Consider the following 26,391-nt stretch of genomic DNA (forward strand, 5'->3'; position numbering starts at 1 on the left):
TTTACTTGACTTGGACTTAGTCCATTGTAGGATCGGAACCGGCATACGCCAAGGGACAGGCTGTGCGGACATCAGGACATGACGGATGTGCAGGAATGACGCAGGAGGCGCACGTGACGCAGGGACCGCTCACCACGGAGGCCGGCGCGCCGGTCGCCGACAACCAGAACAGTCAGACCGCGGGCGTCGGCGGTCCGGTCCTGGTACAGGACCAGTCGCTCCTGGAGAAGCTCGCGCACTTCAACCGCGAGCGCATTCCGGAGCGCGTCGTGCACGCCCGCGGCGCCGGTGCGTACGGCACGTTCACGCTGACCCGCGACGTCTCGCAGTGGACGCGGGCGAAGTTCCTCTCCGAGGTCGGCAAGCAGACCGAGACGTTCCTGCGTTTCTCCACCGTCGCGGGCAACCTCGGCTCCGCCGACGCGGTGCGTGACCCCCGCGGCTTCGCGCTGAAGTTCTACACCGAAGAGGGCAACTACGACCTCGTCGGCAACAACACCCCGGTGTTCTTCATCAAGGACGCCATCAAGTTCCCGGACTTCATCCACACCCAGAAGCGCGACCCGTACACCGGCTCGCAGGAGGCGGACAACGTCTGGGACTTCTGGGGTCTGTCGCCCGAGTCCACCCACCAGGTGACCTGGCTCTTCGGCGACCGCGGCATCCCGGCCACGCTGCGTCACATGAACGGGTACGGCTCGCACACCTACCAGTGGAACAACGAGGCCGGCGAGGTCTTCTGGGTCAAGTACCACTTCAAGACCGACCAGGGCATCAAGAACCTCACTCAGGCCGAGGCGAACAAGCTCGCCGGCGAGGACCCGGACAGCCACCAGCGCGATCTCCGCGAGGCGATCGAGCGCGGCGACTTCCCGTCCTGGACCGTGCAGGTCCAGATCATGCCCGCATCCGAGGCGGCCACCTACCGCTTCAACCCGTTCGACCTCACCAAGGTGTGGCCGCACGCGGACTGCCCGCCGGTCGAGATCGGGAAGCTGGAGCTCAACCGCAACCCGGAGAACATCTTTGCGGAGACCGAGCAGTCGATCTTCAGCCCCGCGCACTTCGTGCCGGGCATCGGCCCGTCCCCGGACAAGATGCTCCAGGGCCGCCTCTTCGCGTACGGCGACGCCCACCGGTACCGCGTCGGCATCAACGCCGACCACCTGCCGGTGAACCGTCCGCACGCCACCGAGGCGCGGACGAACAGCCGGGACGGCTACCTGTACGACGGTCGCCACAAGGGTGCGAAGAACTACGAGCCCAACAGCTTCGGCGGTCCGGTCCAGACCGACCGTGCGCTGTGGGAGCCCACCACGGTCACCGGTGAGACCGGTACGCACGAAGCCCCGAGCCACGCCGAGGACAACGACTTCGTACAGGCCGGCAACCTCTACCGGCTGATGTCCGAGGACGAGAAGGCCCGGCTGATCGACAACCTCGCCGGGTTCATCGCCAAGGTTTCGCGCGATGACATCGCCGAGCGCGCGATCAACAACTTCCGTCAGGCCGACGGCGACTTCGGCAAGCGACTCGAAGCGGCGGTCCAGGCCCTGCGCGCCTAGGGCGTGTTTCGAAAGCCCCGTCTGCCAGGCGGCGCCTGGCACGCACCAGTGCCCCTCCCGGCAGGCTTTGCCCCGTCGCGGGGCACGCATTGCCGGTCACCGCACTGGTTGCGCTGCCCCGGCCGACGATGGGCCTGTCCCCCTCTTCACCGAGGGGGACAGGCCCATCGGCCGTACGTACGTAGGGGCGCTCAGCCGACCAGCTCCGCCGGGTGGCGCCGGGCCGGTGCCCAGCAGCGGATGATGTCGCGGACCGAGACGATGCCGACGGGTCCGTGGTCGTCCAGCACGATCAGATGGCGGAATCCGCCGTGTGTCATGGCCTCCGCGGCCTCTTCCAGGGTCCAGTTGGGCGCGGCGAAGACCACATCGTGGGTGGTGTGGGTGGACGCGGTTTCGGTATCGGGGTTCTGGCCGGAGCCGACCGAAGTCAGGATGTCGCGCTCGGTGAGGATGCCGATCCCGCTGGTGTCCCGGTCGAGGACAACTGCTGCCCCGATGTGGCGCGCCGACATCAGTTGGGCCGCCTGGCGGAGCGTATGGGTGGGGCCGATAGTGAGGACCATCGTGCTCATGGCGTCACGGACGAGCATGAAGGGAGCCACCTCCTTCGTGAAGCGACTGCGTGAGCCGATTCACAAGTTCACAAGTGGGGGGACTCTCAGCGTTGCATCCTTGGGGGAGTCCAACAAGGGGTGCGTGGAGACCAACCGAGGGGCGCGCGGTAGTGCACCACACGCCCCTCGGAGTCCGCGCGCCTCCTGACGGCCCGGGATCAGTAGCGCTGGTTGAGATACCCCAGCAGCTCGTGGTGGAGCAGGCCGTTCGAGGCCGCCGCGTTTCCGCCGCCCGGACCGGAGATTCCGTCCAGGCTGGTGAACCGGCCCCCCGCCTCCTGGACGATGATCGCGTTCGCCGCCATGTCCCAGAGCGAGAGCTCCGGCTCCGCGCAGATGTCGACGGAACCCTCGGCGACCATCATGTACGGCCAGAAGTCGCCGTACCCACGCGTACGCCAGCAGGCCCGCGTCAGGTCCATGAAGCCGTCGAGCCGGCCCTGCTCCTCCCAGCCGGTCATCGAGGAGTACGCGAACGAGGCGTCCGCGATCCGCTCGACCTTCGAGACGTGCAGCCGGGTCGCGGAGGTGAGGCTGCGGCCGGAGTACGCCCCCGCGCCCTTCGCCGCCCACCAGCGGCGGCCCAGCGCGGGCGCCGACACGACACCGACCACCGGCTGGAACCCTCCCCCACTCTCGGCTCCGCTCGAGCGGGAGGTGCCCCCTCCGCCCGCCTCCATCAGCGAGATGAGGGTCGCCCAGACCGGGACACCGCGGACGTAGTTCTTGGTGCCGTCGATCGGGTCGATGACCCAGCGGCGCGGACCGGTGCCCTCGATCCCGTACTCCTCGCCGAGGATCGCATCGCGCGGACGTGCCCGATGGAGGTGGCCGCGGATCAGTTCCTCGGCAGCCTTGTCGGCCTCGCTCACCGGCGTCATGTCCGGCTTGGTCTCGACCTTGAGGTCCAGAGCCTTGAACCGGTCCATCGTCGCCGCGTCGGCGGCGTCCGCCAGTACGTGGGCGAGGCGTAGATCATCGTGGTAATCGGGCATGTCGTCACAGTATCGACCGCAGGTGAACAGGGCCACATGGCCCCGGAGGCTGCTCGAGGTCTTGACAGTGCCCAGCGGCGCGTCAACTCTGAACCGCAGAGTCCCTGGCGTGGGAGGCGACGATGCCGACAGCGCGCGAAGCATTGCTGGACGCCGCCCTCTCGGCGCTCACCACCCGGCCCTGGCCGACCGTACGGATGGTCGATGTCGCCTCCGCCGCCGGAGTCTCCCGGCAGACCCTCTACAACGAGTTCGGCAGCAAGGACGGCCTGGCCCGGGCCCTGGTCCGGCGTGCTGCCGACGGCTATCTCGCAGGTGTCGAACGGGCGCTGGGATCGCCCGGCGGCACGGGGGACAGGCTGGCTGCGACCGCCGCCTGGACGGTGTGGGCGGCCCGTACGAACGCCCTGGTCAGGGCGTTGCTCACGGGGTGCTGGAGCGAGCGATTACCCCGTCCCGTGCGCCTGGCGGCGCCGGCCGGTTCGTCCGTACCGGCGCAGCGGCGGGCCGATGCCGGACCGCCGACCCCCGTCGAACTGCTCGGTCTGGTGTGTGACCGTGCGGTGGCCGCGCTGGACGAGGGGCGCCTGCCGCGTGACTCGGCGGCACTGGCCACGACCTGTGAGGTCGCGATGCGGCTCGCGCTCTCGTACGCGGTCGCCGCGTCCGTCCTCCCCGCGGACGCGGCGCCGCTGGTGCGCGAGGCGGTGGAGCGGTGGCCCGCGGCGTGACGGGCGGGCCACCGGCGCCCCGGAGCACGAGCGCCGCGGGCGCGAGGTGCCGGCCGTGGAAGCCGCCGGGCACTGTGCCGCTTGTCACCGTCAGTGGGACGAGCCCGACAGCTGGAGTCCGATCACACCCAGGATCACCAGCGAGATCGACACCAGCTTGAGGGTGGAGACCACATCGTCCAGGAAGACCATGCCGTAGATCGCGGTGCCCGCCGCACCGATGCCTGTCCAGACGGCGTAGGCGGGCCCCACGTCGAGCTTCTTCAAGGAGAGTGTCAGCAGACCGAAGCTGCCGAGCGCGAAGACGGCGAACGCGATGGTCGGCCAGAGCCGGGTGAACCCGTGGGACAGCTTCAGACAGACGGCGAAGCCGGTCTCCAGAAGTCCTGCGACCACGACCAGCAGCCACGCCATCGTCAGTGCCCTTCCACGTCGGTGACTGCGCCGTCCCGCTGAGCGCGATTATGCACTTACCGTCAGCGGCAGGTCGCAAACGTACCCGGATCAGTCGCCTTCGCGGCGCTCCCGGGTGGCCAGCAGCCGGTGCAGGGAGTCCAGCCGCGCCGGATCGGCGTGCCCGGCGGCGACCCAGGCGCCCAGCGCGCATTCCGGTTGGGTGGCGTCATGGGTGCAACCGCGGGGACAGTCCTCGGTGCCCGGCTCCAGGTCGGGGAACGCGTGGATGACCCGCGAGGGGTCGATGTGGTTCAGCCCGAAGGAGCGCACCCCGGGGGTGTCGACCACCCAGCCGCGCCCGTCCGGCAGCGGCAGCGCGAGCGCCGAGGTGGTGGTGTGACGGCCGCGGCCCGTGACCGCGTTGACGACACCCGTGGTACGCCGCCGGTCCTTCGGCACGAGGGCGTTGACCAGGGTGGTCTTCCCGACGCCGGAATGCCCGACAAAGGCGGTCACCCGGTCGTTCAGCAGCTCGCGCACCCGGTCCGCCGCGTCGCCGTTCTCCAGCTCCTCGCGGCTGGTGACGATGTACGGGACCCCCAGGGGGGTGTACGCCTCCAGGAGCTTGTCCGGCGATGCGAGGTCGGACTTGGTCAGGACCAGGAGCGGGGAGAGCCCGCCGTCGTACGCCGCCACCAGACAGCGGTCGATCATCCGCGGGCGGGGCTCCGGATCCGCCAGCGCGGTGACGATCGCCAGCTGGTCGGCGTTGGCGACGACCACCCGCTCGTACGGATCGTCGTCGTCCGCCGTCCGGCGCAGCACCGAGCGGCGCTCACCGATCCGGACGATGCGCGCGAGGGTGTCCTTGTCGCCGGACAGATCGCCGACGATCGAGACGGTGTCGCCGACCACCGCGGCCTTCCGGCCCAGTTCCCGGGCCTTCATCGCCACGACCGTACGGCCGTCGACGAGGCACGTCAGGCGGCCGCGGTCCACGGTGAGGACCATGCCTTCCTCGGCGTCCTCGTGCCTGGGGCGGGTACGTGTACGAGGCCGGTTGCCCTTCGGGTTGGGGCGGAACCGGATGTCGTCCTCGTCGGGGTTCTTGCCGTAGCGACGCATGATTCAGGCCCCGAGCATTCGGGTCCACATCTGCGGGAAATCCGGCAGGGTCTTGGCGGTTGTCGCCACGTTCTCGATCTCCACTCCGGGGACGGCAAGGCCGATGATCGACCCAGCGGTTGCCATCCGGTGGTCGTCGTACGTATGGAAGGTACCGCCGTGCAGCGGGCGCGGCTCGATGTGCAGCCCGTCGGCGGTCTCGGTGACGTTGCCGCCGAGCTCGTTGATCTCCTTGGTGAGCGCGGCCAGCCGGTCCGTCTCGTGCAGCCGCAGATGGGCGACACCGCTCAGTGTGGAGGGGGAGTCGGCGAGGGCCGCGACCGCAGCGATGCCGGGGGTCAGTTCGCCGACCTCGCCGAGGTCCACGTCGATGCCGTGGATACGCCCCGATCCGGTGAACGTCAGACCGCGTTCGGTCAGCTCACAGCTGCCGCCCATAGTGGTGAAGATCTCGCGCAGCGTGTCACCCGGCTGGGTGGTGTGCTCCGGCCAGTCCGGGATCGTCACCCGGCCACCGGTGACCAGCGCCGCCGCGAGGAAGGGCTGGGCGTTGGAGAGATCCGGCTCGACCGTCAGGTCGCGGCCGAGCAGCGCCGACGGGGACACCCGCCAGACATTCGGCTCGCCGCCCGTTTCGGGCTCGTCGACCTGGGCGCCGACGGCCCGCAGCATGTCGACCGTCATCCGGATGTGCGGCATCGAAGGCAGCCGGGAACCGGTGTGGCGTACCTCCACGCCCTGGTTGAAACGCGGTGCCGACAGCAGCAGCGCCGAGACGAACTGGGACGACGAGGAGGCGTCGATCGCCACCGGGCCGCCGTCCAGTGCCCCGCCGCCGTGCACGGTCATCGGCAGCGAACCACGCCCGTCGTCGTCGATCCGGGCGCCGAGCAGCCGCAGCGCGTCGATCACGCCGGTCAGCGGCCGCTCGTACGCACGCGGGTCGCCGTCGAAGCGGATCGGACCGTCGGCGAGGGCGGCGACCGGCGGCAGGAAACGCATCACCGTTCCGGCGTTGCCGACGTCGACCGTGGTGGGGCCGTGCAGCCCGGCCGGAATGACCCGCCAGGCCTCGCCGGAGCCTTCCGGGCCGACGCCCTCCTCGATGCCGACGCCCATCGCACGCAGCGCCTGCGCCATCAGCAGGGTGTCGCGGGAGCGGAGCGGGCGGCGCAGCCAGCCCGGCTCGGCGGCGAGGGCGGCCAGGACCAGCGCCCGGTTGGTGACCGATTTCGATCCGGGCACGGTGACGGTCGCGTCGACGGCCCCGGTCGCATGGGGGGCGGGCCAGAGGGCGGGGTGCACGGAACTTTCGGTCATGGACCTCACTTTAGACCGACCGGCACATGGGGGGTGGGAGTAGGAGCGGGGCTGGGTGCGGGCAGATGCGAGGCGGAGGATTGAGCCATGGCGGAGCCATGGTGATGGACGACAACGCGGCAGATGTGCGTGCCCAGCCCCGCGCCGCTGCCCCCATGTGCCGGTCGGTCCTGGTGGCTCGCCGCAATCCCAGATCTTGATCAAACAGGCCGAAACTGGGGCGTAAGAGAAGGCGTGATGGGCGCCGCCGCGGGCTGTCCTCCCCTCACCGGCTGAGCAACCAGCGGCCGCCGCCGATCAGCGAGCAGATCGACACCGCATGGAAAAAGCCCAGCCACAACATGGCCGGCACATCCGTGAGGCGGGACAACTGGTCCGCATCCGAGTCCGGCGCCCCGCCGCGCCGGCGCTTCGACTGCAGCTCGAACGCCGGACGCACACCCCCGAGCAGCAGGAACCAGACCACGGTGTACCCGAACAGCGACTGCACCGCGGGTGAAGCCAGCCAGGACACCAGCAGGAACGCCGTACCGGTGAAGATCACCGTGAGCGCCCCGTACAGATTGCGGATCATCACCAGCATCACCGCGAGCAGCGCGGTCGACACCCACAGCAGCAGCGTGATCCGGCCGTCGGCGAGCAGCCAGGCGCCGCCGAGTCCCAGCAGTGGCGGCGCGGTGTAGCCCGCTGCCGCGGTGACGATCATGCCTATGCCGGTGGGCCTGCCGCGGCTGACGGTCAGCCCGCTGGTGTCCGAGTGCAGCCGGATGCCTTCCAGCCTGCGCCCGCTGACCGTGGCGATCAGCCCGTGCCCGCCCTCGTGGGCGATGGTGATCGCGTTGCGCGAGAGGCGCCATAGGACGTTCGGTACGACGGCGCTGAGCGCGACCGTGGCCGTCACGACCACCAGCCACTGCTCGGGTGCGGGCTGGGTACCGAAGACGCGATCCCACAGATTGCCCAGTTCGGTGCTGTCCATGTGCGGGCGGCTCCTTGCGGTCGTGGCGGTGGATCGTGGCAGTCTGGCACTTATGTGCGGACGGTATGCAGCGAGTCGGCGGCCCGAGGATCTGACCGGACTCTTCGGCGTCGAGAAATGGGAACCGGCGGAGGCGCTGGAGCCCGACTACAACGTGGCGCCGACCAAAGAGGTCTACGCCGTACTGGAACGTCCCGTGAAAGACGCGGATGATCAACGTCCGGTTCGCCAGTTGCGCGCGCTGAAGTGGGGACTCGTCCCCTCGTGGGCCAAGTCGCCCGACGGCGGAGCCCGGATGATCAACGCCCGGGCGGAGACCGTCCACGAGAAGCCGTCCTTCCGCCGCCCCTTCGTCTCACGCCGCTGCATCCTGCCTGCCGACGGCTACTACGAGTGGGTCACCGGCGCCGACGAGCGGCAGCTGGAGGAGAAGGGGAAGAAGAAGCGGCCGCGGAAGCAGCCGTACTTCGTGACGCCCGCCGACGGATCGGTCTTCGCGATGGCCGGACTGTACGAGTTCTGGCGTGACCGGACGCTGCCGGACGATCACCCGCAGGCCTGGTGGGTGACCTGCTCCGTGATCACCACCGAGGCGGAGACCACCCCGCTCGCCGTCGCCCCCGCCGAGGGCCCGGGCGCGCTTGCCGACATCCACCCCCGGATGCCGCTGATGCTGACCCCGGACCGCTGGGACGCCTGGCTGGACCCCTCGCGCACCGACATCGGGGAGCTGCGAGCGCTGCTGGCACCGCCGCCCGGCGGACTGATGCGGGCGTACCCGGTGGCCACGGCGGTCAGCAACGTCCGCAACAACGGGCCCGAGCTCCTGGAGGAACTGACCGCGCCGGAGGTCGGCACGCTCTTCTGACCGGGCAGGATGGGCGCTGTGAGTCGTAGAGAGACAGCCCCGACGGCCGAGACGGTCGACACCGCCACCGGGCCCGCCCGGATCACCTGGCTGCCCGCGCGAAGTCCCCACCTGGTGCTCGCCCTCAGCCACGGCGCCGGCGGCGGCATCGAGGCCCGCGACATCCAGGCGCTGGCCGCCGTGCTGCCCGCACGCGGCGTGACCGTCGCTCTGGTGGAGCAACCCTGGCGGGTCGCCGGGAAGAAGCTCGCGCCCGCCCCGAAGACCCTGGACACCGGCTGGCGCGGTCTGTGGCCCGCTCTCACCGCACCCGGGCTGCCCGTCGTCGCCGGTGGACGCAGCGCAGGCGCGCGGGTGGCCTGCCGCACGGCGGCCGGGCTCGGCGCGCACGCCGTCCTCGCGCTCAGTTTCCCGCTGCACCCGCCGGGCAGACCGGAGAAGTCCCGCAAGGACGAGTTGCTCGGCGCGGGCGTGCCCACGCTCGTCGTGCAGGGCGGCCGCGACCCGTTCGGGCGGCCGGCCGAATTCCCTCCGGGGGAGTACGAGATCGCCGAGGTGCTGTACGGGGACCACGGCTTCGCCGTTCCGAAGAAGTCCGGACTGACCGAGGACCGGGCGATGGAACTTCTCACCGCCGCCGTGACGGAATGGCTGGACCGGCTCCCGTAACTCCGGACCGACTCTCGTCACTGAGGCCCGCACATCCCCAGGTGGATCGGATCACACCCGGGGACGACCCGGCGCACCCCGGGAATGTTGTGTCGGGGACCACTGTTGTTGGGGACATCGGTACATCAACGTCGTACGTGGAGAGGGAGTCCGTCGCATGGGTTCGACCATCTGCCCGCGCCGCTCGAACGCCGCTGACCTGGAGTGGACGGTGCTGCACGCGGCGAAGACCACACCCGGGCGGGCACGGAGCGGATCGGAACGACAGCCCGCGTCGAAGCAAGGTCGACTATTCTCCGATTCGAGCGGGTCCGGTCTTGGAACCGCCACAGCGTTGGAGGAGGTGGGTCCGGTCACCGGTACCGACACAGGGACCGACGACGGCCGCGCGGAGGAGACGACCGCCGAGCGCAATGCGCGCTTCGAGCGGGACGCCCTCGGTTTCCTCGACCAGATGTACTCGGCCGCGTTGCGCATGACGCGCAATCCCGCAGACGCCGAGGACCTGGTTCAGGAGACGTATGCGAAGGCGTACGGCTCCTTCCACCAGTTCCGCGAGGGGACGAACCTCAAGGCGTGGATGTACCGCATCCTCACCAATACGTTCATCAACTCGTACCGCAAGAAGCAGCGCGAACCCCAGCGCAGTGCCGCCGAGGAGATCGAGGACTGGCAGCTGGCGCGCGCCGAGTCGCACATGTCCACAGGTCTGCGCTCCGCCGAGTCGCAGGCGCTCGATCACCTGCCGGACTCGGACGTGAAGTCCGCGCTGCAGGCGATCCCCGAAGAGTTCCGTATCGCGGTATATCTCGCCGATGTAGAGGGCTTTGCCTACAAGGAGATCGCGGACATCATGGGGACTCCCATCGGTACGGTGATGTCCCGACTGCACCGGGGCCGCCGCCAACTGCGCGGCATGCTGGAGGACTACGCCCGTGAACGCGGGCTCGTCCCGGCCGGTGCCGGAGAGTCGGACGATCGGAAAGGCTCGGGCTCATGAGCTGCGGAGAGCCGCACGAGACAGACTGCTCAGAGGTCCTCGATCATCTCTACGAGTTTCTCGACCATGAGATGCCCGACAGCGACTGCAGCAAGTTCGAGGTGCACTTCGAGGAGTGCTCCCCGTGCCTGGAGAAGTACGGGCTGGAGCAGGCGGTGAAGAAGCTGGTCAAGCGCTGCTGCGGTCACGACGACGTGCCGGCCGACCTGCGCTCCAAGGTGATGGGCCGGATTGATCTGATCCGTTCCGGGCAGGCCGTGCCGGACCAGGACGTGGTGGCCGAGCTGCCGAGCGCCGCCACGGAGTGACCGGCGGCCACCCCTGAACTCGGGGCCTTTTCTGCACGATGAGGGCGTACCGCGACTGTCGCGGCGCGCCCTCGCCCGTACCACCGCCAACGCATGCACTTCACCCGAACGTGCTAATCGGGCTCAACCATGCTCGACCAAGTGCCCAACTCGCTAGCGTGGCGCCTCCATTGACCTAGTTCGGGGGGCGGGCAGGGCGGGTGAGAGGCACCGGGGCTGCGGCGCTCGCGGTCATTCTGGCCGCCGCGGTCTGCGCTGTCCTCTGTGTGCGGCCAACGCTGCCGCCCGGCGGTACGGGCGTGCCCTGGGGCACCGTCGGCCTGCTCACCGGGCTCTATCTGGCCTGTGAACTGCCCGGACGCCGCCCGTTCTTCGGCAGCTCCGTGCCGATCAGTGCCGGATCGTTCTTCCCGCTGCTGCTCGCGGCGGCGTTCCTGTTGCCGCCCGCTGCCGCGGCGCTGGTCCCGATCCCCGGCTCACTCGTCGGCCGGGTGGAGAACGCGCCCGTCGCGGTCCGCCGCGTCTGGCGCATGGCCCAGCTGGTGATCACTGTCTGGGCGGCGTCGACGGTCCACGGCCTGCTCGGCGGCGGCGGCACGCTCGGCGGGCCCGGCCCCGGTCTGCTGCCCGACTTCCCGTACGCCGTCCTGCCCGCCAGCGTCGCCGCGCTGGCCTTCAGCCTCGTCCTGACCGCCCTGGACGGCTCGATCCTGGCCGCGGCCGAACGGCTGCCCGTCCGGCGCGCCTGGAGCGGGCTGCTGCCGAACTCGCTCGGACCGCACCTGGTGCACGGGCTTTCCGGACTGATGATGGCTCTGCTGTGGCGCAGCTCGTACGGGCCGCTGTCGGCGCTCTTCGTCCTGCTGCCGATGTACATCTCCTGCTGGGTCTTCTCCCAGTACCACCGCCAGCAGGCGGCACACCGCGCCACCATCCGAGCGCTGGTGCAGGCGGTCGACATCAAGGACACCTACACCCGGGGGCACAGCGAGCGCGTCGGGCAGGCCTCCGTGCTGATCGCCAGGGAGCTGGGCATGGCGGAGGACCGGCTCGAAGTGCTCCGGTTCGCCGGGATCCTGCACGACGTCGGCAAGCTCGGCGTGCCGACCCGGGTGCTGCGCAAGGAGGGGCCGCTCACCCAGGAGGAACGGCGCGTGATCGAGCTGCACCCGGAGTACGGCCACGAGATCGTCCGGGGCATCGGTTTCCTGGGTGAGGCGCGGGCGGCGATCCTGCACCATCACGAGCGGCTCGACGGCAGCGGCTACCCCTACGGGCTGAGCGGGCGGGAGATTCCCGAGTTCGCACGGGTCGTCGCGGTGGCCGACGCCTTTGACGCGATGACGTCGACGCGGTCGTACCGCAGGGGACGGCCGGTGCCGGTGGCGGTGGAGGAGCTGAAGCGTTGTGCGGGGACGCAGTTCGATCCGCAGATGGTGCGGGCGCTGGCGCGGGCGGTGGAGCGGTACGGGTGGGCCGCGGAGACGGTGGCGGTGACGGCGGACGAGGCAGTCCCGTCGCCGGGTGCGGGTGCGGGTGCGGGTGCGGGTGCGGGTGCGGGCGCGGGCGCCGGGTTCGTCCCGCAGGCGTCTCGTCCTCGGCCCCCGGACGGGCTGGGTGGCGCCGACGGGCTCGACGGTGCGGACGGGCTCGACGCTGCCGCGGAACGTCCCCGGTGACCGGCGCCGTCGCTGCCGTCCGTGGCGGTGCCGTTGTGCTTGCCCTCGGGGGGCTGGCCCACACTCTCTGGCACGGAGTTCATGAACCCGGGCATGCCCTTGCCTTCGGTGCGCTCATCACCGTCGGCGAGCTCGCCCGCTGGGGTGCGCTGCCCGGGGAGCGGGAGCCCGCGCCGCTCGGGGCCGCCGGCGCGCTCGCGTACGCCCTGCTCGGCCGCAGTGGCGGGCAACCCACCACCCACGGGGTCCTCCAGGTCATCGCCGTCCTCGTCGCCGCGCAGCTTGTCGCCGCCGTGCCCCACGTGGCGCGCGGCAGCGGGCCCACCGCCGATCAGCTCGCCCGGCGGATCGTCACCGTCTCGTTCGCCGCCGTGTGCTTCCTGCCGCTCTACAACTCCGGCCGGACCGCCGACTGGTTCGGCGACGGTCCGTTCTTCGCGCTCTTCCTCCTCGTCCTGCTCGGGCTCACCGCCCTGTGCGACGCCGTGCTCGGAGCCCTGTTGCTGCGCTCCGGCACCCTCCCTCACGGCTTCAGGAGCAGGGGTGGCACCTCCATCCCGTACGGGCCGCTGCTCCGCGACGAGCTGCGCGCCCTCCTCGGCATCGGTTCGGCGGTCTGTGCGACGGGTGCGGTGATGGCTCTCGGGGTCGCCGTCGCCGGGCTGTGGGCGCTGCCCGTGCTCTGCGTACCGCTGCTGCTGACCCAGGTGTCGTTCCGTAGGTTCGTCGCCGTGCGCACCACCTACCGGCAGACCATCGCCTCGCTCGCCCGGTCCACCGAGATCGCCGGCTACACCCCCCACGGGCATGCCCGCAGGGTGGCGGTCCTCTGTACGGCCGTCGGCCGGGAGCTGGGGCTCTCCGGGGCCGAGCTCACCGTGCTGGAGTACGCCGCACTGATGCACGACATCGGTCAGCTCTCCCTCGTCGACCCCGTGCCCGACGGGGCGACCGCCCCGCTGCCCGCCGCGGAGCAGCGCCGGATCGCGCTGCTGGGCGGGGCCGTGGTCCGGCAGACCGGTGTGGACTCGGGGATCGCCGTCGTGGTGGAGCGGCAGGCCGACCCGTACCGCGAGCAGCCGCTGCCCGCCCGGATCGTCCGCGCCGTCAACGCATACGACGACCTGTGCGGGGAAGGTCTCAGCGGCCCGCTCGGCGCTCTGGAGAGGCTCCGGCTCGGCACCGCCCACGACTACCAGCCGGAGGTGGTCGAATCGCTTGCCAGGGTCCTGGCCCGGGGCGGTCTGACCCCCGTCCCACCTGGGTAACCCATGGGTAATGAGCGGGCGTCCTGCCAGGCATGGTTGGATGCGAAGGAGAGCGCAAGAACGAGGGTGTCCAGTCGGGACAGGCGGGAATCGTGAGGATCTTCGGGAAGGTACGGCATCGGCCCTCCGCCTCTTGGCGGCAGGCCACGGACCGCGCGTTCACGCTGATCGGCGACGGCCGGTACGAGGACGCGGGCGCACTGCTGACACGCGCGGCGGACCTGGAACCCTGGCTCTCCGAGTCATGGTTCAACCTGGCGCTGCTGCACAAATTCCGGCATGACTGGGAGCAGGCGAGAGCGGCCGGGCTGCGCGCCGTCGCGCTCCTCGACAAGGAGTCCGGCGCCCCTGACTGGTGGAACGTCGGGATCGCCGCCACCGCGCTGCAGGACTGGCCCCTGGCCCGCCGCGCCTGGCAGGCGTACGGCCTGAAGGTGCCCGGCGCCGGCCAGCACACCGCAGCGGCCAACAGCGAGCCGGTCGGTATGGAGCTGGGCAGCGCGGCCGTGCGCCTGTCGCCCGAGGGCGAGGCCGAGGTCGTCTGGGGCCGCAGGCTGGATCCGGCCCGGATGGAAGTGCTGTCGATCCCGCTGCCCTCCTCCGGGCGGCGCTGGGGCGAGGTCGTCCTGCACGACGGGGTGCCGCACGGCGAGCGGGTCACCGCAGCCGGCCCCTCGTACCCCGTGTTCGACGAGATCGAGCTCTGGGCTCCGTCCCCCGTACCCACCTGGGTGGTGCTCCTCGAAGCTGCCACGGAGGCGGACCGGGACGCTCTGGAGCAGCTGGCGTCCGATGCCGGATTCGCCGCCGAGGACTGGTCGTCATCCGTGCGGTTGCTCTGCCGGGCCTGCTCCGAGAGCCGGATGGAGAGCGACGAGGGTGACGGCGAGCATCTCGACCCGCACGACCACAGCGAGCCCGGCCATCCGGGACCGCTCGGCCACCGCACCGCCGGAGGTCTGTGGGTGCCGGAGCGCGAGTGCGGGATAGCGGCACCGGCCGGGCTGGTGCGGGGACTGCTGGACGGCTGGGTGGCGGACAGCCCGGACAGCCGTGAGTGGCGGGATCTCGAAGAAGTCTGCTGAGCTGTGCGTCCGCGGCCCGGCCGGAACGGCCTCCCCCACGATCGGGAGCCCGCTCCCCGCCGCGGGGGAGGCCGTTACGCTGTACGGGCATCGATTCGGGTTTTGAGGAAGGCGTACGGCGGACATGGCGCAGCAGGAGACGGACGAGCAGATCAGCGTCGACGACGAAGGCTTCGTCGTGGACACCGAGGACTGTGAGGCGCGCGAGGCGGCGTACCGCGAGCGCGGTACCTCCCGTCCGATCACGGTCGTGGGCAACCCGGTGCTGCACAAGGAGTGCAAGGACGTCACCGAGTTCGGCGACGAGCTGGGCCGGCTGATCGACGACATGTTCGCCAGCCAGCGGACGGCGGAGGGCGTGGGCCTGGCCGCCAACCAGATCGGCGTGGACCTCAAGGTCTTCGTCTACGACTGCCAGGACGACGACGGTGTGCGGCATGTGGGCGCCGTCTGCAACCCGGTGCTCGAAGAGCTGTCGCCGGAGGAGCGCATCCTCGACGACTCCAACGAGGGCTGTCTCTCCGTCCCGACCGCGTATGCCTCGCTGGCCCGCCCGGACTACGCGGTGGTGCGCGGCCAGGACGCCAAGGGCAACCCGGTCAAGATCCGCGGCAACGGCTACTTCGCGCGCTGCCTCCAGCACGAGACGGACCATCTGTACGGCTACCTGTACATCGACCGGCTCTCGAAGCGGGACCGCAAGGACGCGCTGCGGCAGATGGCGGAGAACACGCCGCGCTACGAGATCGTGCCGAACGATTAGGGCGTGTTTCGAAAGTAGCGTTGTCCGCCCGTAGGGCGGGCCGGGCGGTGTCTGGTGCGTGCGATCGCAAGGCGGAGGGTCGCCCCGATACTGGGCGTATCGGGGCGAGCCCGACAACGCAGCGAGCGTGCGTGCCAGACACCGCCTGGCAGGCGGGACTTTCGAAACACGCCCTAGTCCTGAGGCGTCCTCGCCCCGGTCGCCGGTGCGTCCTCGGTCCCTCCCATGGCCTCAGGGGCATGGGAGGGACCGCCTTGACGGGCTTCATCCGCCAGCCCGTCCGACGATCAGAAGACAACTGACCTCACGTCACGAGCCCATCACAATCGATCAGTTGGAGCTGAAAGCGGTATTGCGGCGTCCACGCACCGGGCGTAGGACTGGTGCGCACAGGACGACCTGATGGACGAGCGGCACCGCCGACCGACCGGCGGTCCCACCCGTCCGTTCACGCGCACAGGAGAGACGGGGCAGCGATGCGCACAACGCTTCGGATTCGCAGGGCCGCGATGGTGTTCACCGCCGTCGGCGCACTGGCCCTCACCGGCTGCGGCGACGACGGCGGCAGCGGAAAGGGAAAGACGGGAGGAGGGTCCGGCAGTGACGAGCCGAGCTCCTCGGCCGTCGCACTGCCCAAGCTGGACGGCGAGAAGATCTCGGTCGCGGCCGTCTGGACCGGGCCCGAGCAGGCCAACTTCATGAAGGTCCTCAAGGAGTTCGAGAAGCGCACGGGGGCGACGGTCACCTTCGTCCCGGCGCAGGACCCGATCGTCAACTTCCTCGGTACGAAGATCGCGGGCGGCCAGCCGCCGGACGTCGCGATGATCCCGCAGGTGGGTGCGATCAAGCAGGCTGTGGAGAAGAAGTGGGCCAAGCCGGTCGGCGCCGACGCGAAGGCGCAGCTGGAGAAGAACTACGCGAAGGTCTGGCAGGACCTCGGCGCGGTGGACGGCACCCAGTACGGCGTCTACTTCAAGGCCGCCAACAAGTCCCTGATCTGGTACAACGCCAAGGCGTTCGAGAACGCGGGGGCAAGTGAGCCGAAGACCTGGAAGGACTTCATGGCGACGGCCGAGACGGTCTCCGCCTCGGGTGTCACCCCGGTCTCGGTCGGCGGCGCGGACGGCTGGACGCTCACCGACTGGTTCGAGAACATCTACCTCTCCCAGGCGGGTCCGGAGAAGTACGACCAGCTGGCCAAGCACGAGATCAAGTGGACGGACCCGTCCGTCAAGGACGCGCTGACGACGCTCGCCGAACTCTTCGGCAAGCCGTCCCTGATCGCGGGCGGCGCCGACGGTGCCCTGCAGACGGAGTTCCCGGTCTCGGTCACCCAGGCCTTCACCGGCGGTGACCAGCCGAAGGCCGCCATGGTCTTCGAGGGCGACTTCGTCGGCGTCAACATCGCGCAGACCAAGGCGAAGATCGGCACGGACGCCAAGGTGTTCCCGTTCCCGGCGGTCGGCGCCGAGTCGCCCGTGGTGACGGGCGGCGACGCGGCAGTGGCGCTGAAGGACAGCAAGGGTGCCCAGGCCCTGCTGACCTGGCTGGCCTCGGCCGATGCCGCGAAGATCTGGGCTGAGCAGGGCGGGTTCATCTCGCCGAACAAGTCCCTGGACACCGCCGCGTATCCGAACGAGGTGCAGCGCACCATGGCGAAGGCGCTGATCGCGGCCGGTGACGCCGTCCGGTTCGACATGTCCGACCAGGCCCCGCAGTCGTTCGGCGGGACGCCCGGGAAGGGCGAGTGGAAGACGCTCCAGGACTTCCTGAAGAACCCGAAGGACCTCGCGGGGACCCAGGCGACACTGGAGTCCGACGCGGCCAAGGCGTACAAGAGCTGACGGGATGACGACAGCGACAGCGGGGGGCGCCGACTCGGTGCTCCCCGCCGACAAGCGTCCCCCCGAGCGCTCCGGGCGCCCTGATCCCACAGGCCCGCGCCGGAGCGTGACCGGTACCCGGAAGATCATCGCAATGCTCTTCCTGCTGCCCGCGCTGGTGCTGCTCGGTGCACTCGTGGTCTATCCGATCGTGTACTCCGTCTACCGGTCGTTCTTCGACCAGGCGGGTACGGGCTTCGCCGGCCTCGACAACTACAAGGCGCTGTTCACGGATGACACCATCCGCACAGCGGTCAAGAACAACGCGATCTGGGTCGTCTTCGCGCCGACGATCTCCACCGCGCTGGGGCTGATCTTCGCGGTGCTGACCGAGCGGATCCGCTGGGGCACGGCGTTCAAGCTGATCGTCTTCATGCCGATGGCGATCTCGATGCTGGCGGCGGGCATCATCTTCCGGCTGGTGTACGACCAGGCGCCGGAGCGGGGCGTCGCCAACGCCGTCTGGGTGGGCGTGCACGACACGTTCGCGGAGTCGGCCGGCTATCCGAAGGCGCATCCGCTGCCGGTCCATCCGCTGAAGGCGGGCGGCGGCGGGTCGTTCGTCACGAAGGCGCCGGCACAGGCCGGTGTACCCGTGCGATTGCCGCTGGTCGGTGTGGCGCCCGCGAAGATGCCGACGGACGCAAAGCCGGCGAAGGCAGCCCCGCCCGAGTCCGGGAAGGTCACCGGCACCGCGTGGCTGGACTTCACCAAGGGCGGCGGCGGGAAACCCAATGTCGTCGACGCCAAGGAACTCGGCCTCAAGGGGCTGAAGATCGAGGCGGTGAAAAACGGCAAGGTGGTCGGCTCGGCGACGGCGGCCGCGGACGGTACGTTCACCCTGCCCGCCTCCGCCGAAGGCGCCCTGCTCAGGCTTCCCGCATCGAACTTCAGGGAGCCGTACAACGGGGTCGACTGGCTCGGCCCGTCCCTGGTGACGCCCGGGATCATCGGGAGTTACGTCTGGATGTGGGCGGGCTTCGCCATGGTGCTGATCGCGGCGGGCCTCGCAGGTCTGCCGCGTGAACTCCTCGAAGCGGCCCGGGTGGACGGGGCGAACGAGTGGCAGGTGTTCCGCCGGATCACCGTGCCGATGCTCGCGCCCGTCCTGGCGGTGGTGCTGGTCACCCTGATGATCAACGTGCTGAAGATCTTCGATCTGGTCTTCATCATCGCGCCGGGCTCCTCCCAGGACGACGCGAACGTCCTGGCGCTGCAGCTGTACCGGTCCTCGTTCGGCACGGACGCGGATCTCGGGATCGGCAGCGCCATCGCCGTACTCCTGCTGCTGCTGGTGATCCCGGTGATGATCTTCAACATTCGCCGGATTCGTAGGGAGGGGCGCCGATGACGACTCCGTCGACCACGGCCGCCTCCGGCCGGTGGCCCGGGTGTTGCCCCCCGGAAAAACACAGCGACATTCGCCGGATCGGGAAGGAGGGGCGCCGATGACCACCCCTACGGCGAAGGCGACGCAGTCCCTCGGCTCACGGATCGCGGCCCGCACCGGCGGCGGCGCGATGCGGTTCTTCCTCGTCCTGGTCGGCCTGTTCTGGCTGATGCCGACCATCGGGCTGCTGCTCTCCTCGTTGCGCGGCGCCGACGACATCGCGGCGACCGGCTGGTGGAAGGTCTTCACCGCCCCGTCCGAGCTCACCTTCGACAACTACAGCCGGTTGCTGGACAATTCGACCATCACCCATTCCCTGCTGAGTACGGTCATGATCACCGTACCCGCGACGGTCCTGGTCGTGGTGATCGGTTCACTGGCCGGGTACGCCTTCGCCTGGATGGACTTCCCGGGCCGCGACTGGTGGTTCCTGCTGGTCGTCGGGTTGCTGGTGGTCCCCGTGCAGGTCGCCCTCGTCCCGGTCTCCAAGCTCTTCGGTGACATCGGGATCTTCGAGACGACCTTCGGCGTGATTCTCTTCCACACCGCCTTCGGGCTGCCGTTCGCGATCTTCCTTCTGCGGAACTTCTTCGCGGAAATCCCGCGTGAACTCCTGGAGGCAGCACGGCTCGACGGGGCCGGCGAGATCCGGCTCTTCACCCGGGTCGTGATGCCACTGGGCGGCCCGGCGATCGCCTCGCTGGGGATCTTCCAGTTCCTCTGGGTGTGGAACGACATGCTGGTCGCCCTGATCTTCGCGGACTCCGACTCCCCGCCGATCACCGTGGCGCTGCAGCAGCAGGTGCGGCAGTTCGGCAACAACATCGATGTGCTGGCGCCCGGCGCCTTCGTCTCGATGGTGATTCCGCTCGCCGTGTTCTTCGCCTTCCAGCGCCAGTTCGTCTCCGGCGTGATGGCGGGTGCGGTCAAGTAACCGCACACCGGACCGACCGCGGTCCACCCGCTGTACGTCAACGTGGGGTGGGTCCCGTTACCCATAACGGGACCCACCCCACCTGCCGCTTCGCACGAACGCCACGTTCGGCGTAACCCTCCCACTCCATCGGCCGTTTGCGGACCACCCGCCCGCGCCAGCGAACGACCCATGGATGTGATGTGCCCCGGTTCAGTGTCATCGTGCCCGCGTACCGGGTTCAGGCGTATCTGGACGAGAGCCTGGACTCGGTGCTGACCCAGTCCTTCGAAGACTTCGAGATCATCGCGGTCGACGACTGCTCCCCCGATTCCTGCGGCGCGATCATCGACGGGTTCGCCGCCCGCGACAGCCGGGTCCGGGCCCTGCACCTGCCGGAGAACGTGGGTCTTGGCCTCGCCCGCAACGCCGGGATCGCGCAGGCCACCGGCGACTATCTGATCTTCCTGGACAGCGACGACACCCTCGCCCCCGGCGCCCTGCGGGCCATCGCCGACCGGATCGGGGAGACCGGCGAACCGGACGTCCTGGTCTACGACTACGCCCGGACGTACTGGACCGGCGCGAGCGTACGCAACACGTTCGCGGAGCATCTCGCCGAGACCGGCCCTGTCACGTTCACGCTCGCCGACCGGCCCGGACTGCTGAAGGTCCTGATGGTCGTCTGGAACAAGGCGTACCGCCGAACGTTCGTCGAGGCCGAGGGGTTCACCTTCCCGCCCGGCTACTACGAGGACACCCCCTGGACCTACCCGGTGCTGATGGCCGCCGGTTCGATCGCGGTCCTCGACCAGGTGTGCGTCGGCTACCGGCAGCGGCGTCAGGGCAACATCCTCTCCACCACCAGCCGCAAGCACTTCGACATCTTCGACCAGTACGACCGGGTCTTCGCGTTCATCGACGCCCGCCCCGCACTCGCCGCGTGGCGGCCGGTGATCTTCCGCAGGATGCTCGACCACTTCTCGACGCTGTTCACCACCCGCGGCAGGCTGGCGCACGGCAGCCGCACCGAGTTCTTCCGCCGGGCCCGCGCCCACTGCGCCCGCTACCGCACCCCTGGCGCCCCCGTCCCGTGCCGCGCCCGGCTGCGCCACGCACTGATCCGGGTCGGCGCCCACCGCACGTACCGTGCCCTGTGGACCGCGAAGCTGCTGCTCGGGCGGCTGCGCCGACTCACCGGGGCCGTGCGCCGGGTGGCGCGGGCCGCCTCGCTCCAGGCCTATTACCGCATCCAGCTGCGGCTGCCGGTCCGCGCGGACCGGGCGGTGTTCGCCGCGTACTGGCACCGCGGCTACGCCTGCAACCCGGCGGCGATCGAGGCGAAGGCCCGCGAACTGGTGCCCGGGCTGCACACGTCCTGGATCTGCGGCCCCGAGGACGCGCACACCGTCCCCACCGGGACCCGTCCGCTCGCCCCGGGGACCTACCGCTACTGGCAGGCGCTCGCCCGCTCCAAGTACCTGGTGAACAACGTCAACTTCGACCGGCGGCTGGTGAAGCGGCCCGGTCAGGTGCTGCTCCAGACCCATCACGGCACCCCGCTGAAGACCATGGGCCTGGACCTTCGGGACCGCCCCGCGGCGGCCCGCTCCATGGACTTCAAGCGGCTGCTCGCCAACGTCGACAAGTGGGACTTCTCCCTGTCCGCGAACCGGCACTCCACCCTCGTATGGGAGAAGGCGTATCCGTCAGGATCCGCCGGCTGCACGACGCTCGAGTACGGCTATCCGCGCAACGACCTCTTCCAGCGGGCCACCGCCGCCGATGTGGCGCGGCTGCGCGAGTCGATCGGCGTCCCCGAGGGCGCCACCGCCCTGCTGTACGCCCCCACCCACCGCGACTACCGGCGCACCCAGCACCTCGGCCTCGACCTGGAACGGTTGGTCCGGGAGCTCGGTCCGGGCTTTGTGATCCTGACCCGCGCGCACTACTCGTACGAGGCTCCGCTGGTCCGCGAGCCGCACCCGCGGATCATCGATGTCAGCGGCCATCCGTCGGTCGAGGCGGTCGCGCTCGCCTCCGACGCGCTGGTCACGGACTACTCGTCGCTGATGTTCGACTACGCCAATCTGGACCGGCCCATCGTCATCCACAGCAGCGACCGGGAGGCGTACGAGGCGGCCCGCGGCACCTACTTCGACCTGCACTCCTGCCCGCCGGGCGCGATCGCGCACAGCGAGGACGAGCTGCTCGACGTCTTCGCCACCGGCCACTGGCGCGGCTCCCGCTCCGCGCAGTTGCGGGCGGCGTTCCGGGCACGGTTCTGCCCGTACGACGACGGGCACGCGGCGGAGCGAGTGGTGCGCCGGGTCTTCCTGGGCGACACCGACGTGCGGGTGACCGCGGTCCCGCCGGCGGAACAGCGGCCGGTGCCCGTCGTCGTACCAGCGCCCGCCACGGATCCGGCGCCGCCTGCCGTCCCCGCCGCCGCGGGTTCCGGGTCCGCTCCGGCGGACCGGCAGGCGGCGCCCGCCGAGCGCGGCCTCGCCGGGGCGCAGTCCGTCAACGGGACCTGATCGCCCTCTCTCCTCCCAGTGCCGTGACCGGCCTTGTCTGCCCGCTGTGCCAGTGACCGAGAAAGAGCGCGTATGCCCCGACTGAGTGTCATCATCCCCGTCCGTCGCGCCCGCGGACATCTGCGCGAGTGCCTGGAGTCGGTGCTCTCGCAGTCGTTCACGGACATCGAGGTGATCGGTGTCGATGACGGGGCGCCGGACGGCTCGGGGCTGCTGCTCGACGAGTTCGCCGCCCGGGACGACCGGGTGCAGGCCGTCCACCTCCCGGCGGACGAGGGTGCGGGCGCCGCCGGTCGGCGCAACGCCGGGGCGGAACGGGCGCTCGGCGACTACTTCCTCTTCCTGGAGGGCAACTTCGTCCTGTTGCCGGGCGCGATGCGGGCCGTCGCCGACCGGCTCGATGCCACGGGCGACCCGGACCTGCTGCTGTTCGGCCACCACAAGCGGCCGTTCCGCGGCCGCCCCCAGCCGACCCGGTCGCTGGAGTTGCTGCGCGAACTGCCCGCGGGCCGGCTCACCCTCGCCGAGCATTCCGGGCTTCTCGACATCGCCCCGGTCTCCTGGAACCGGGCCGTGCGCCGCAGCCTCCACGAATCGGAGAAGCTGGCCTTCGGACCGGGACAGCACGGGGAGCGGATGTACGCGCTCCAGACGCTGGCCGCCGCCGCATCGGTCGCCGTTCTCCCGCTCGCCTGTGTCGAACACCGCCGGCAGCGCTATCTGCCGGACCTTGCCGACGAGTCGGAGCCGACGGACGGCACGACACCGCTCCAGCTCGTGGAGGCGTACGCCGGGCTGATGACGTTCCTCGGGGAACGGCCGGTTCTGCACCCGCTGCGTGCCCTGCTCTTCGACCGGGCCGCCCAGGAACTCCTCGGCGGGTATCCGTCGGTGAAGCGGCGGCGCAGGCGGTACGTACGGTCCGTGGCCGCGTTCCACCGTACGCACCGGCCCGAGGGGCATCGGTTCCCCGGCGGCACCAAGGGACTGCGGCCGCGGCTGATCGGCGCCGGCCGGTACGTGGGGCTCGGCGCCCTCGACACCGTGCTCGCCCTGCGCCGGGGTGCGCGCTCCGCACCCGCCGCACTCCGCGCGCGGGCCAGGCGCACGCTGTCCGCGCGCTACTACTGGTGGCAGCGCAGACGCCCGCTCGACCGCGGGCTCGCCGTCTACGCCGCGTACTGGAACCGCGGCGTCAGCTGCAATCCGGAAGCGATCTTCCGCAAGGCCCAGGAGCTGGCTCCCGGAGTGCGCGGGGTGTGGGTGGTCTCGAAGAACCAGGTGCACGCGGTGCCGCCCGGCATCGACCACGTGGTGCCGGGGACCCGTCGCTACTGGGCGCTGCTGGCCCGCGCCACGTACTTCTTCAACAACGTCAACTTCCCCGACCACCTGGTCAAACGCCCAGGCCAGATCCATGTCATGACCCACCACGGCACCCCGTTGAAGATCATGGGCCTGGATCAGATGGAGTATCCGGCGGCGGCGCAGGGCCTGAACTTCGACCGGCTGCTCCAGCGGGTCGACCGGTGGGACTGGAGCGTCTCCGCCAACCCGCACTCCACGGAGGTGTGGGCCCGCGTCTACCCGAGCGCCGCGCGCTCGCTGGAATCCGGCTACCCGCGCAATGACGTCCTGACGACCGCCACGGGCGCACAGATCGCGAAGATCCGGGCCGGGCTCGGTATCCGGCCCGGGCAGCGCGCCGTGCTGTACGCGCCGACGCACCGCGACTACGAGGCGTCGTTCACCAGCCGGATCGATCTGGAACGGCTCGCCGATGCGCTCGGCTCGGGCACCGTGATCATGGTCCGCGCGCACTACTTCTACGACGGTGCCGGGCTGCCGGACCGTCCGACGCTCCTCGATGTCTGCGACCATCCGCGGATCGAGGAGCTGTGCCTGGCGGCCGACGCGCTGGTGACGGACTACTCGTCGGTGATGTTCGACTACGCGGCGCTGGACCGCCCGATCGTGGTGCACGCCCCGGACTGGGAGACGTACCGCACGGTCCGCGGGGTCTGCTTCGATCTGCTGTCCGGGGCGCCGGGCGACACCCCCGGGGCGGTCTCCACCAGTACGGAGGAGCTGGTCCGGATCTTCCTCGACGGCAGCTGGAACAGCGCGGAGAACGGGGCGCTGCGGGCAGCGTTCCGGGCGCGGTTCTGTCCGTACGACGACGGGCAGGCGGCGGAGCGGGTGGTGCGGGCGGTGCTGCTGGGGGAACCGGCAGCGCCCGGCGGGCGTGTGCCATCGATCGCCGGACGGGCTTGATCGTCCCGCCCGGCGAGGAGGTCCCTCCCCTGTGCGGGTCGGTCTCAGCGTTGCTGGCCCGCCATGACCGTCGCGAGGCCGATGACGACGAGCAGTGAGCCGCCCCAGGTCCACATCGAGGTCCGCTCGTGCAGCACCGTCGATCCGGCCATCACGATCAGCAGGTAGCCGACTGCGTTGAACGGGTACGCGATGCTGAGCGGCACTTTGGCCAGTGTCGCCATCCAGGCGAGCGCGGAGACCGCAAAGACGACCAGCCCGAGGATGACCCACGGGCTGGTCGCGGCGCGGATCGCGAGCGATCCCCCGTCGCGCCCGGCCGTCGCCGCGGCACCCTTCATACCGTGTTTGAGCATGATCTGGCCGCCCGCCGACGCGAACACGGCGAACAGGAGCAGCGTCAGACTGGGCAGGGTCAAGGTCTTGCTCCTGACTGCGGGGGCGGGCGGCGGCCCGGGAGCGCGTGCGGGGGCGGGCACGGAGGCGGCGGGAGCCGCGGTCTCAGACCCCGACCCGGTCGGCAAGGACGTACTGTCGGTTGAGGATGTCCTGAACATCGACGTGCTCTCCAGCGATGATCGTCTCGGCCGCATGCGGGGTGAGCAGTGCGACGTGCTGATAGCCGAACAGCGTCGGCCGGATCCGGGTCAGCAGCTTCGAGAGCCCGCTGAGGATCGCAGGGAGGGGGCCGCGGCCGCCGAGGAGGGACCAGAACGGCGCCCCGGTGGAGGCGATGTCGAGGACGTCGTAGCCCGCGTTCCGGACGGTGCGGCGCAGGCTGGCCCGGGTGAAGAAGCGCAGATGCGTTTCGTCGAGGATGCCACGCCGGTCGTAGTCGAAGATCCCGAGCGCGACCCGCAGCCGTGAGTACCAGTGGCTGAAGTTCGGTACGGAGAGAAGTACCTGACCGCCCGGCCGCAGCACGGTCGCCACCTCGGAGAGGACCCGCTCGGGGCGGGAGAGGTGCTCGATGACATCGCCGGCGACCACATAGTCGAAGCCGGCGCCGATCTCGGCGGGCAGCCCCTCCTCCAGGTTGGCGAGATGGAAGTGTGTGCACTTCTCGCGGACCCCCGGCACCTCGATGTAGTCGACGCCGGTCACTTCGTGGCCGAGGGTTTCGAGGCGTTGGGCGAACAGCCCGCCGGAACAGCCGAGATCGAGCACCCGGCCGGGCGGGAGCGCCCGCATCTTCTCCAGGATGACGGCGTGCGAGGAGCCGTCGCCCTCCTTGAAGGCGTACTCGACCGGCTTGGGGATCCAGGCGCACGTGCCGAATCCCTTGACGGCGAGGCGGTATTCGAGGACGTCCTTGATGACATCCTTCGCGTACTTCATGCCGTTGACGTAGCAGATCTCGTCGCCGTAGTACGTCGGTACGGGGATCTCCTTGATCCGCATTCCTTCGTTGAGCAGCTGGACGATGATCTGCGTGTCGAAGTCGAACGCGTCGGTGTTCCGGCCGATCGGCAGCTTCTTGAGTGCCGCGACGCTGTAGGCGCGGTAGCCGGAGTGGAATTCGGTGAGCTGCGAGCCGAGGAGCCCGTTCTCCAGCCGGGTGAGAATGCGGTTGCCGAGCCATTTGTACATCGGCATGCCGCCCTTGAGGGCGCTGCCGGACTTCATCATCCGTGATCCGAACACGGCTTCGCATTCGCCGCGTTCAATGGGGTCGACCATGTCGGGAAGCAATTCGGGGGCGTACTGTCCGTCGGCGTGCAGCAGCACGATGATGTCGAGTCCGTGTTCGGCTGCCAGCGCGTATCCGGCCTTCTGGTTCCCGCCGTATCCGAGGTTCTTGGTGTGCCGCATCACGACGGTCCGGGGCATCCCCTCCGTCTGGGACCAGCGGCATCCTGCGGTGAAGGTCGCGTCATGGCTCGCGTCGTCGAGAATGAGGACCTCCGAGATCCGGGACCGGAAATCCTCCGGAATTCGGTCGAGAGTGTTCTCCAGCGTCGTCTCGGCGTTGTACGCGACCACCAGGATGCCGATCCTGGGGCTGGTGCTTTCCTTCACGAAAGGT

Annotated in this window: 23 protein-coding genes; 15 read left to right on the plus strand and 8 right to left on the minus strand. The window is 70.0% G+C overall.

All coding sequences use genetic code 11. The annotated features are described in order from the left end of the window. Window positions 1–95 precede the first annotated feature (95 nt). Window positions 96–1,565, plus strand: a complete 1,470-nt coding sequence (locus AB0N06_RS24845; protein ID WP_366136873.1) for a catalase — start codon at window positions 96–98, stop codon at window positions 1,563–1,565. A gap of 191 nt (window positions 1,566–1,756) precedes the next feature. On the opposite strand, the gene AB0N06_RS24850 is transcribed toward AB0N06_RS24845, so the two are convergent. Further along, complete coding sequence (locus tag AB0N06_RS24850; protein WP_366136874.1) at window positions 1,757–2,158, minus strand: CBS domain-containing protein; 402 nt, start codon at window positions 2,156–2,158, stop codon at window positions 1,757–1,759. A gap of 182 nt (window positions 2,159–2,340) precedes the next feature. Then, the gene (gene hisN, locus AB0N06_RS24855) at window positions 2,341–3,177 is read right to left on the minus strand and encodes a histidinol-phosphatase (protein WP_366136875.1); all 837 of its coding nucleotides are present in this window, start codon (window positions 3,175–3,177) and stop codon (window positions 2,341–2,343) included. Window positions 3,178–3,299: 122 nt separating this feature from the next. On the opposite strand from hisN, the gene AB0N06_RS24860 reads away from it, so the two are divergent. Next, window positions 3,300–3,908, plus strand: coding sequence for a TetR/AcrR family transcriptional regulator (locus AB0N06_RS24860; RefSeq protein WP_366136876.1), 609 nt, complete (start codon window positions 3,300–3,302; stop codon window positions 3,906–3,908). Window positions 3,909–3,998: 90 nt separating this feature from the next. On the opposite strand, the gene AB0N06_RS24865 is transcribed toward AB0N06_RS24860, so the two are convergent. The 4 genes from AB0N06_RS24865 to AB0N06_RS24880 form a co-directional block, all read right to left on the minus strand. Further along, window positions 3,999–4,322, minus strand: coding sequence for a multidrug efflux SMR transporter (locus AB0N06_RS24865; protein ID WP_037689010.1), 324 nt, complete (start codon window positions 4,320–4,322; stop codon window positions 3,999–4,001). Between the two features lie 90 nt (window positions 4,323–4,412). Then, the gene (gene rsgA / locus AB0N06_RS24870) at window positions 4,413–5,429 is read right to left on the minus strand and encodes a ribosome small subunit-dependent GTPase A (RefSeq protein ID WP_366136877.1); all 1,017 of its coding nucleotides are present in this window, start codon (window positions 5,427–5,429) and stop codon (window positions 4,413–4,415) included. Window positions 5,430–5,432: 3 nt separating this feature from the next. Next, window positions 5,433–6,749 carry a 3-phosphoshikimate 1-carboxyvinyltransferase gene (gene aroA, locus AB0N06_RS24875; protein WP_366136878.1) on the minus strand — a complete coding sequence of 439 codons (1,317 nt, stop codon included), beginning with the start codon at window positions 6,747–6,749 and terminating at the stop codon, window positions 5,433–5,435. Window positions 6,750–7,014: 265 nt separating this feature from the next. After that, a complete protein-coding gene (locus AB0N06_RS24880) occupies window positions 7,015–7,728 on the minus strand; it encodes a M50 family metallopeptidase (protein ID WP_366136879.1) in 714 nt (237 codons plus the stop codon). A 52-nt stretch (window positions 7,729–7,780) separates the two neighbouring features. Here AB0N06_RS24880 and AB0N06_RS24885 point away from each other — a divergent pair, with 52 nt between their 5' ends. The 13 genes from AB0N06_RS24885 (at window position 7,781) to AB0N06_RS24945 (ending at window position 24,365) form a co-directional block, all read left to right on the plus strand. Further along, a complete protein-coding gene (locus AB0N06_RS24885) occupies window positions 7,781–8,596 on the plus strand; it encodes an SOS response-associated peptidase (protein ID WP_366136880.1) in 816 nt (271 codons plus the stop codon). 9 nt (window positions 8,597–8,605) lie between these two features. Continuing rightward, window positions 8,606–9,265 carry an alpha/beta family hydrolase gene (locus AB0N06_RS24890; protein WP_366136881.1) on the plus strand — a complete coding sequence of 220 codons (660 nt, stop codon included), beginning with the start codon at window positions 8,606–8,608 and terminating at the stop codon, window positions 9,263–9,265. A 343-nt stretch (window positions 9,266–9,608) separates the two neighbouring features. Then, window positions 9,609–10,265 (plus strand): sigma-70 family RNA polymerase sigma factor, encoded by a 657-nt coding sequence (locus AB0N06_RS24895; protein ID WP_266990480.1) that lies wholly within the window; start codon window positions 9,609–9,611, stop codon window positions 10,263–10,265. After that, window positions 10,262–10,573, plus strand: a complete 312-nt coding sequence (gene rsrA / locus AB0N06_RS24900; RefSeq protein WP_366136882.1) for a mycothiol system anti-sigma-R factor — start codon at window positions 10,262–10,264, stop codon at window positions 10,571–10,573. Before AB0N06_RS24895 ends, rsrA begins: the two co-directional genes overlap by 4 nt. A 200-nt stretch (window positions 10,574–10,773) precedes the next feature. Continuing rightward, window positions 10,774–12,252 carry an HD-GYP domain-containing protein gene (locus tag AB0N06_RS24905; RefSeq protein ID WP_366136883.1) on the plus strand — a complete coding sequence of 493 codons (1,479 nt, stop codon included), beginning with the start codon at window positions 10,774–10,776 and terminating at the stop codon, window positions 12,250–12,252. Then, window positions 12,249–13,520: a metal-dependent phosphohydrolase gene (locus AB0N06_RS24910; RefSeq protein ID WP_366136884.1), complete on the plus strand. Its 1,272-nt coding sequence runs from the start codon at window positions 12,249–12,251 to the stop codon at window positions 13,518–13,520. Before AB0N06_RS24905 ends, AB0N06_RS24910 begins: the two co-directional genes overlap by 4 nt. A gap of 92 nt (window positions 13,521–13,612) precedes the next feature. Continuing rightward, complete coding sequence (locus tag AB0N06_RS24915) at window positions 13,613–14,605, plus strand: hypothetical protein (protein WP_366136898.1); 993 nt, start codon at window positions 13,613–13,615, stop codon at window positions 14,603–14,605. A 124-nt stretch (window positions 14,606–14,729) separates the two neighbouring features. Next, window positions 14,730–15,368, plus strand: a complete 639-nt coding sequence (gene def, locus AB0N06_RS24920) for a peptide deformylase (RefSeq protein ID WP_366136885.1) — start codon at window positions 14,730–14,732, stop codon at window positions 15,366–15,368. A 476-nt stretch (window positions 15,369–15,844) separates the two neighbouring features. Continuing rightward, a complete protein-coding gene (locus AB0N06_RS24925) occupies window positions 15,845–17,212 on the plus strand; it encodes an extracellular solute-binding protein (RefSeq protein WP_366136886.1) in 1,368 nt (455 codons plus the stop codon). Between the two features lie 4 nt (window positions 17,213–17,216). Beyond that, the gene (locus tag AB0N06_RS24930; RefSeq protein WP_366136887.1) at window positions 17,217–18,602 is read left to right on the plus strand and encodes a sugar ABC transporter permease; all 1,386 of its coding nucleotides are present in this window, start codon (window positions 17,217–17,219) and stop codon (window positions 18,600–18,602) included. Window positions 18,603–18,699: 97 nt separating this feature from the next. Further along, window positions 18,700–19,575, plus strand: coding sequence for a carbohydrate ABC transporter permease (locus AB0N06_RS24935; RefSeq protein WP_366136888.1), 876 nt, complete (start codon window positions 18,700–18,702; stop codon window positions 19,573–19,575). A 182-nt stretch (window positions 19,576–19,757) separates the two neighbouring features. Beyond that, a complete protein-coding gene (locus AB0N06_RS24940) occupies window positions 19,758–22,091 on the plus strand; it encodes a bifunctional glycosyltransferase family 2 protein/CDP-glycerol:glycerophosphate glycerophosphotransferase (protein ID WP_366136889.1) in 2,334 nt (777 codons plus the stop codon). 72 nt (window positions 22,092–22,163) lie between these two features. Then, window positions 22,164–24,365 carry a bifunctional glycosyltransferase family 2 protein/CDP-glycerol:glycerophosphate glycerophosphotransferase gene (locus AB0N06_RS24945; RefSeq protein ID WP_366136890.1) on the plus strand — a complete coding sequence of 734 codons (2,202 nt, stop codon included), beginning with the start codon at window positions 22,164–22,166 and terminating at the stop codon, window positions 24,363–24,365. A 44-nt stretch (window positions 24,366–24,409) separates the two neighbouring features. Here AB0N06_RS24945 and AB0N06_RS24950 read toward each other — a convergent pair whose 3' ends face one another. Both AB0N06_RS24950 and AB0N06_RS24955 read right to left on the minus strand, forming a co-directional pair. Next, on the minus strand, window positions 24,410–24,784 hold the full coding sequence (locus AB0N06_RS24950) for a hypothetical protein (RefSeq protein ID WP_366136891.1): 375 nt from the start codon (window positions 24,782–24,784) through the stop codon (window positions 24,410–24,412). A gap of 82 nt (window positions 24,785–24,866) precedes the next feature. Continuing rightward, the gene (locus tag AB0N06_RS24955) at window positions 24,867–26,384 is read right to left on the minus strand and encodes a bifunctional glycosyltransferase/class I SAM-dependent methyltransferase (protein ID WP_366136892.1); all 1,518 of its coding nucleotides are present in this window, start codon (window positions 26,382–26,384) and stop codon (window positions 24,867–24,869) included. Window positions 26,385–26,391: the final 7 nt, after the last annotated feature.

The sequence above is a fragment of the Streptomyces sp. NPDC051020 genome (genome assembly GCF_040683105.1).
In the GTDB taxonomy this organism is placed as follows: Bacteria; Actinomycetota; Actinomycetes; order Streptomycetales; family Streptomycetaceae; genus Streptomyces.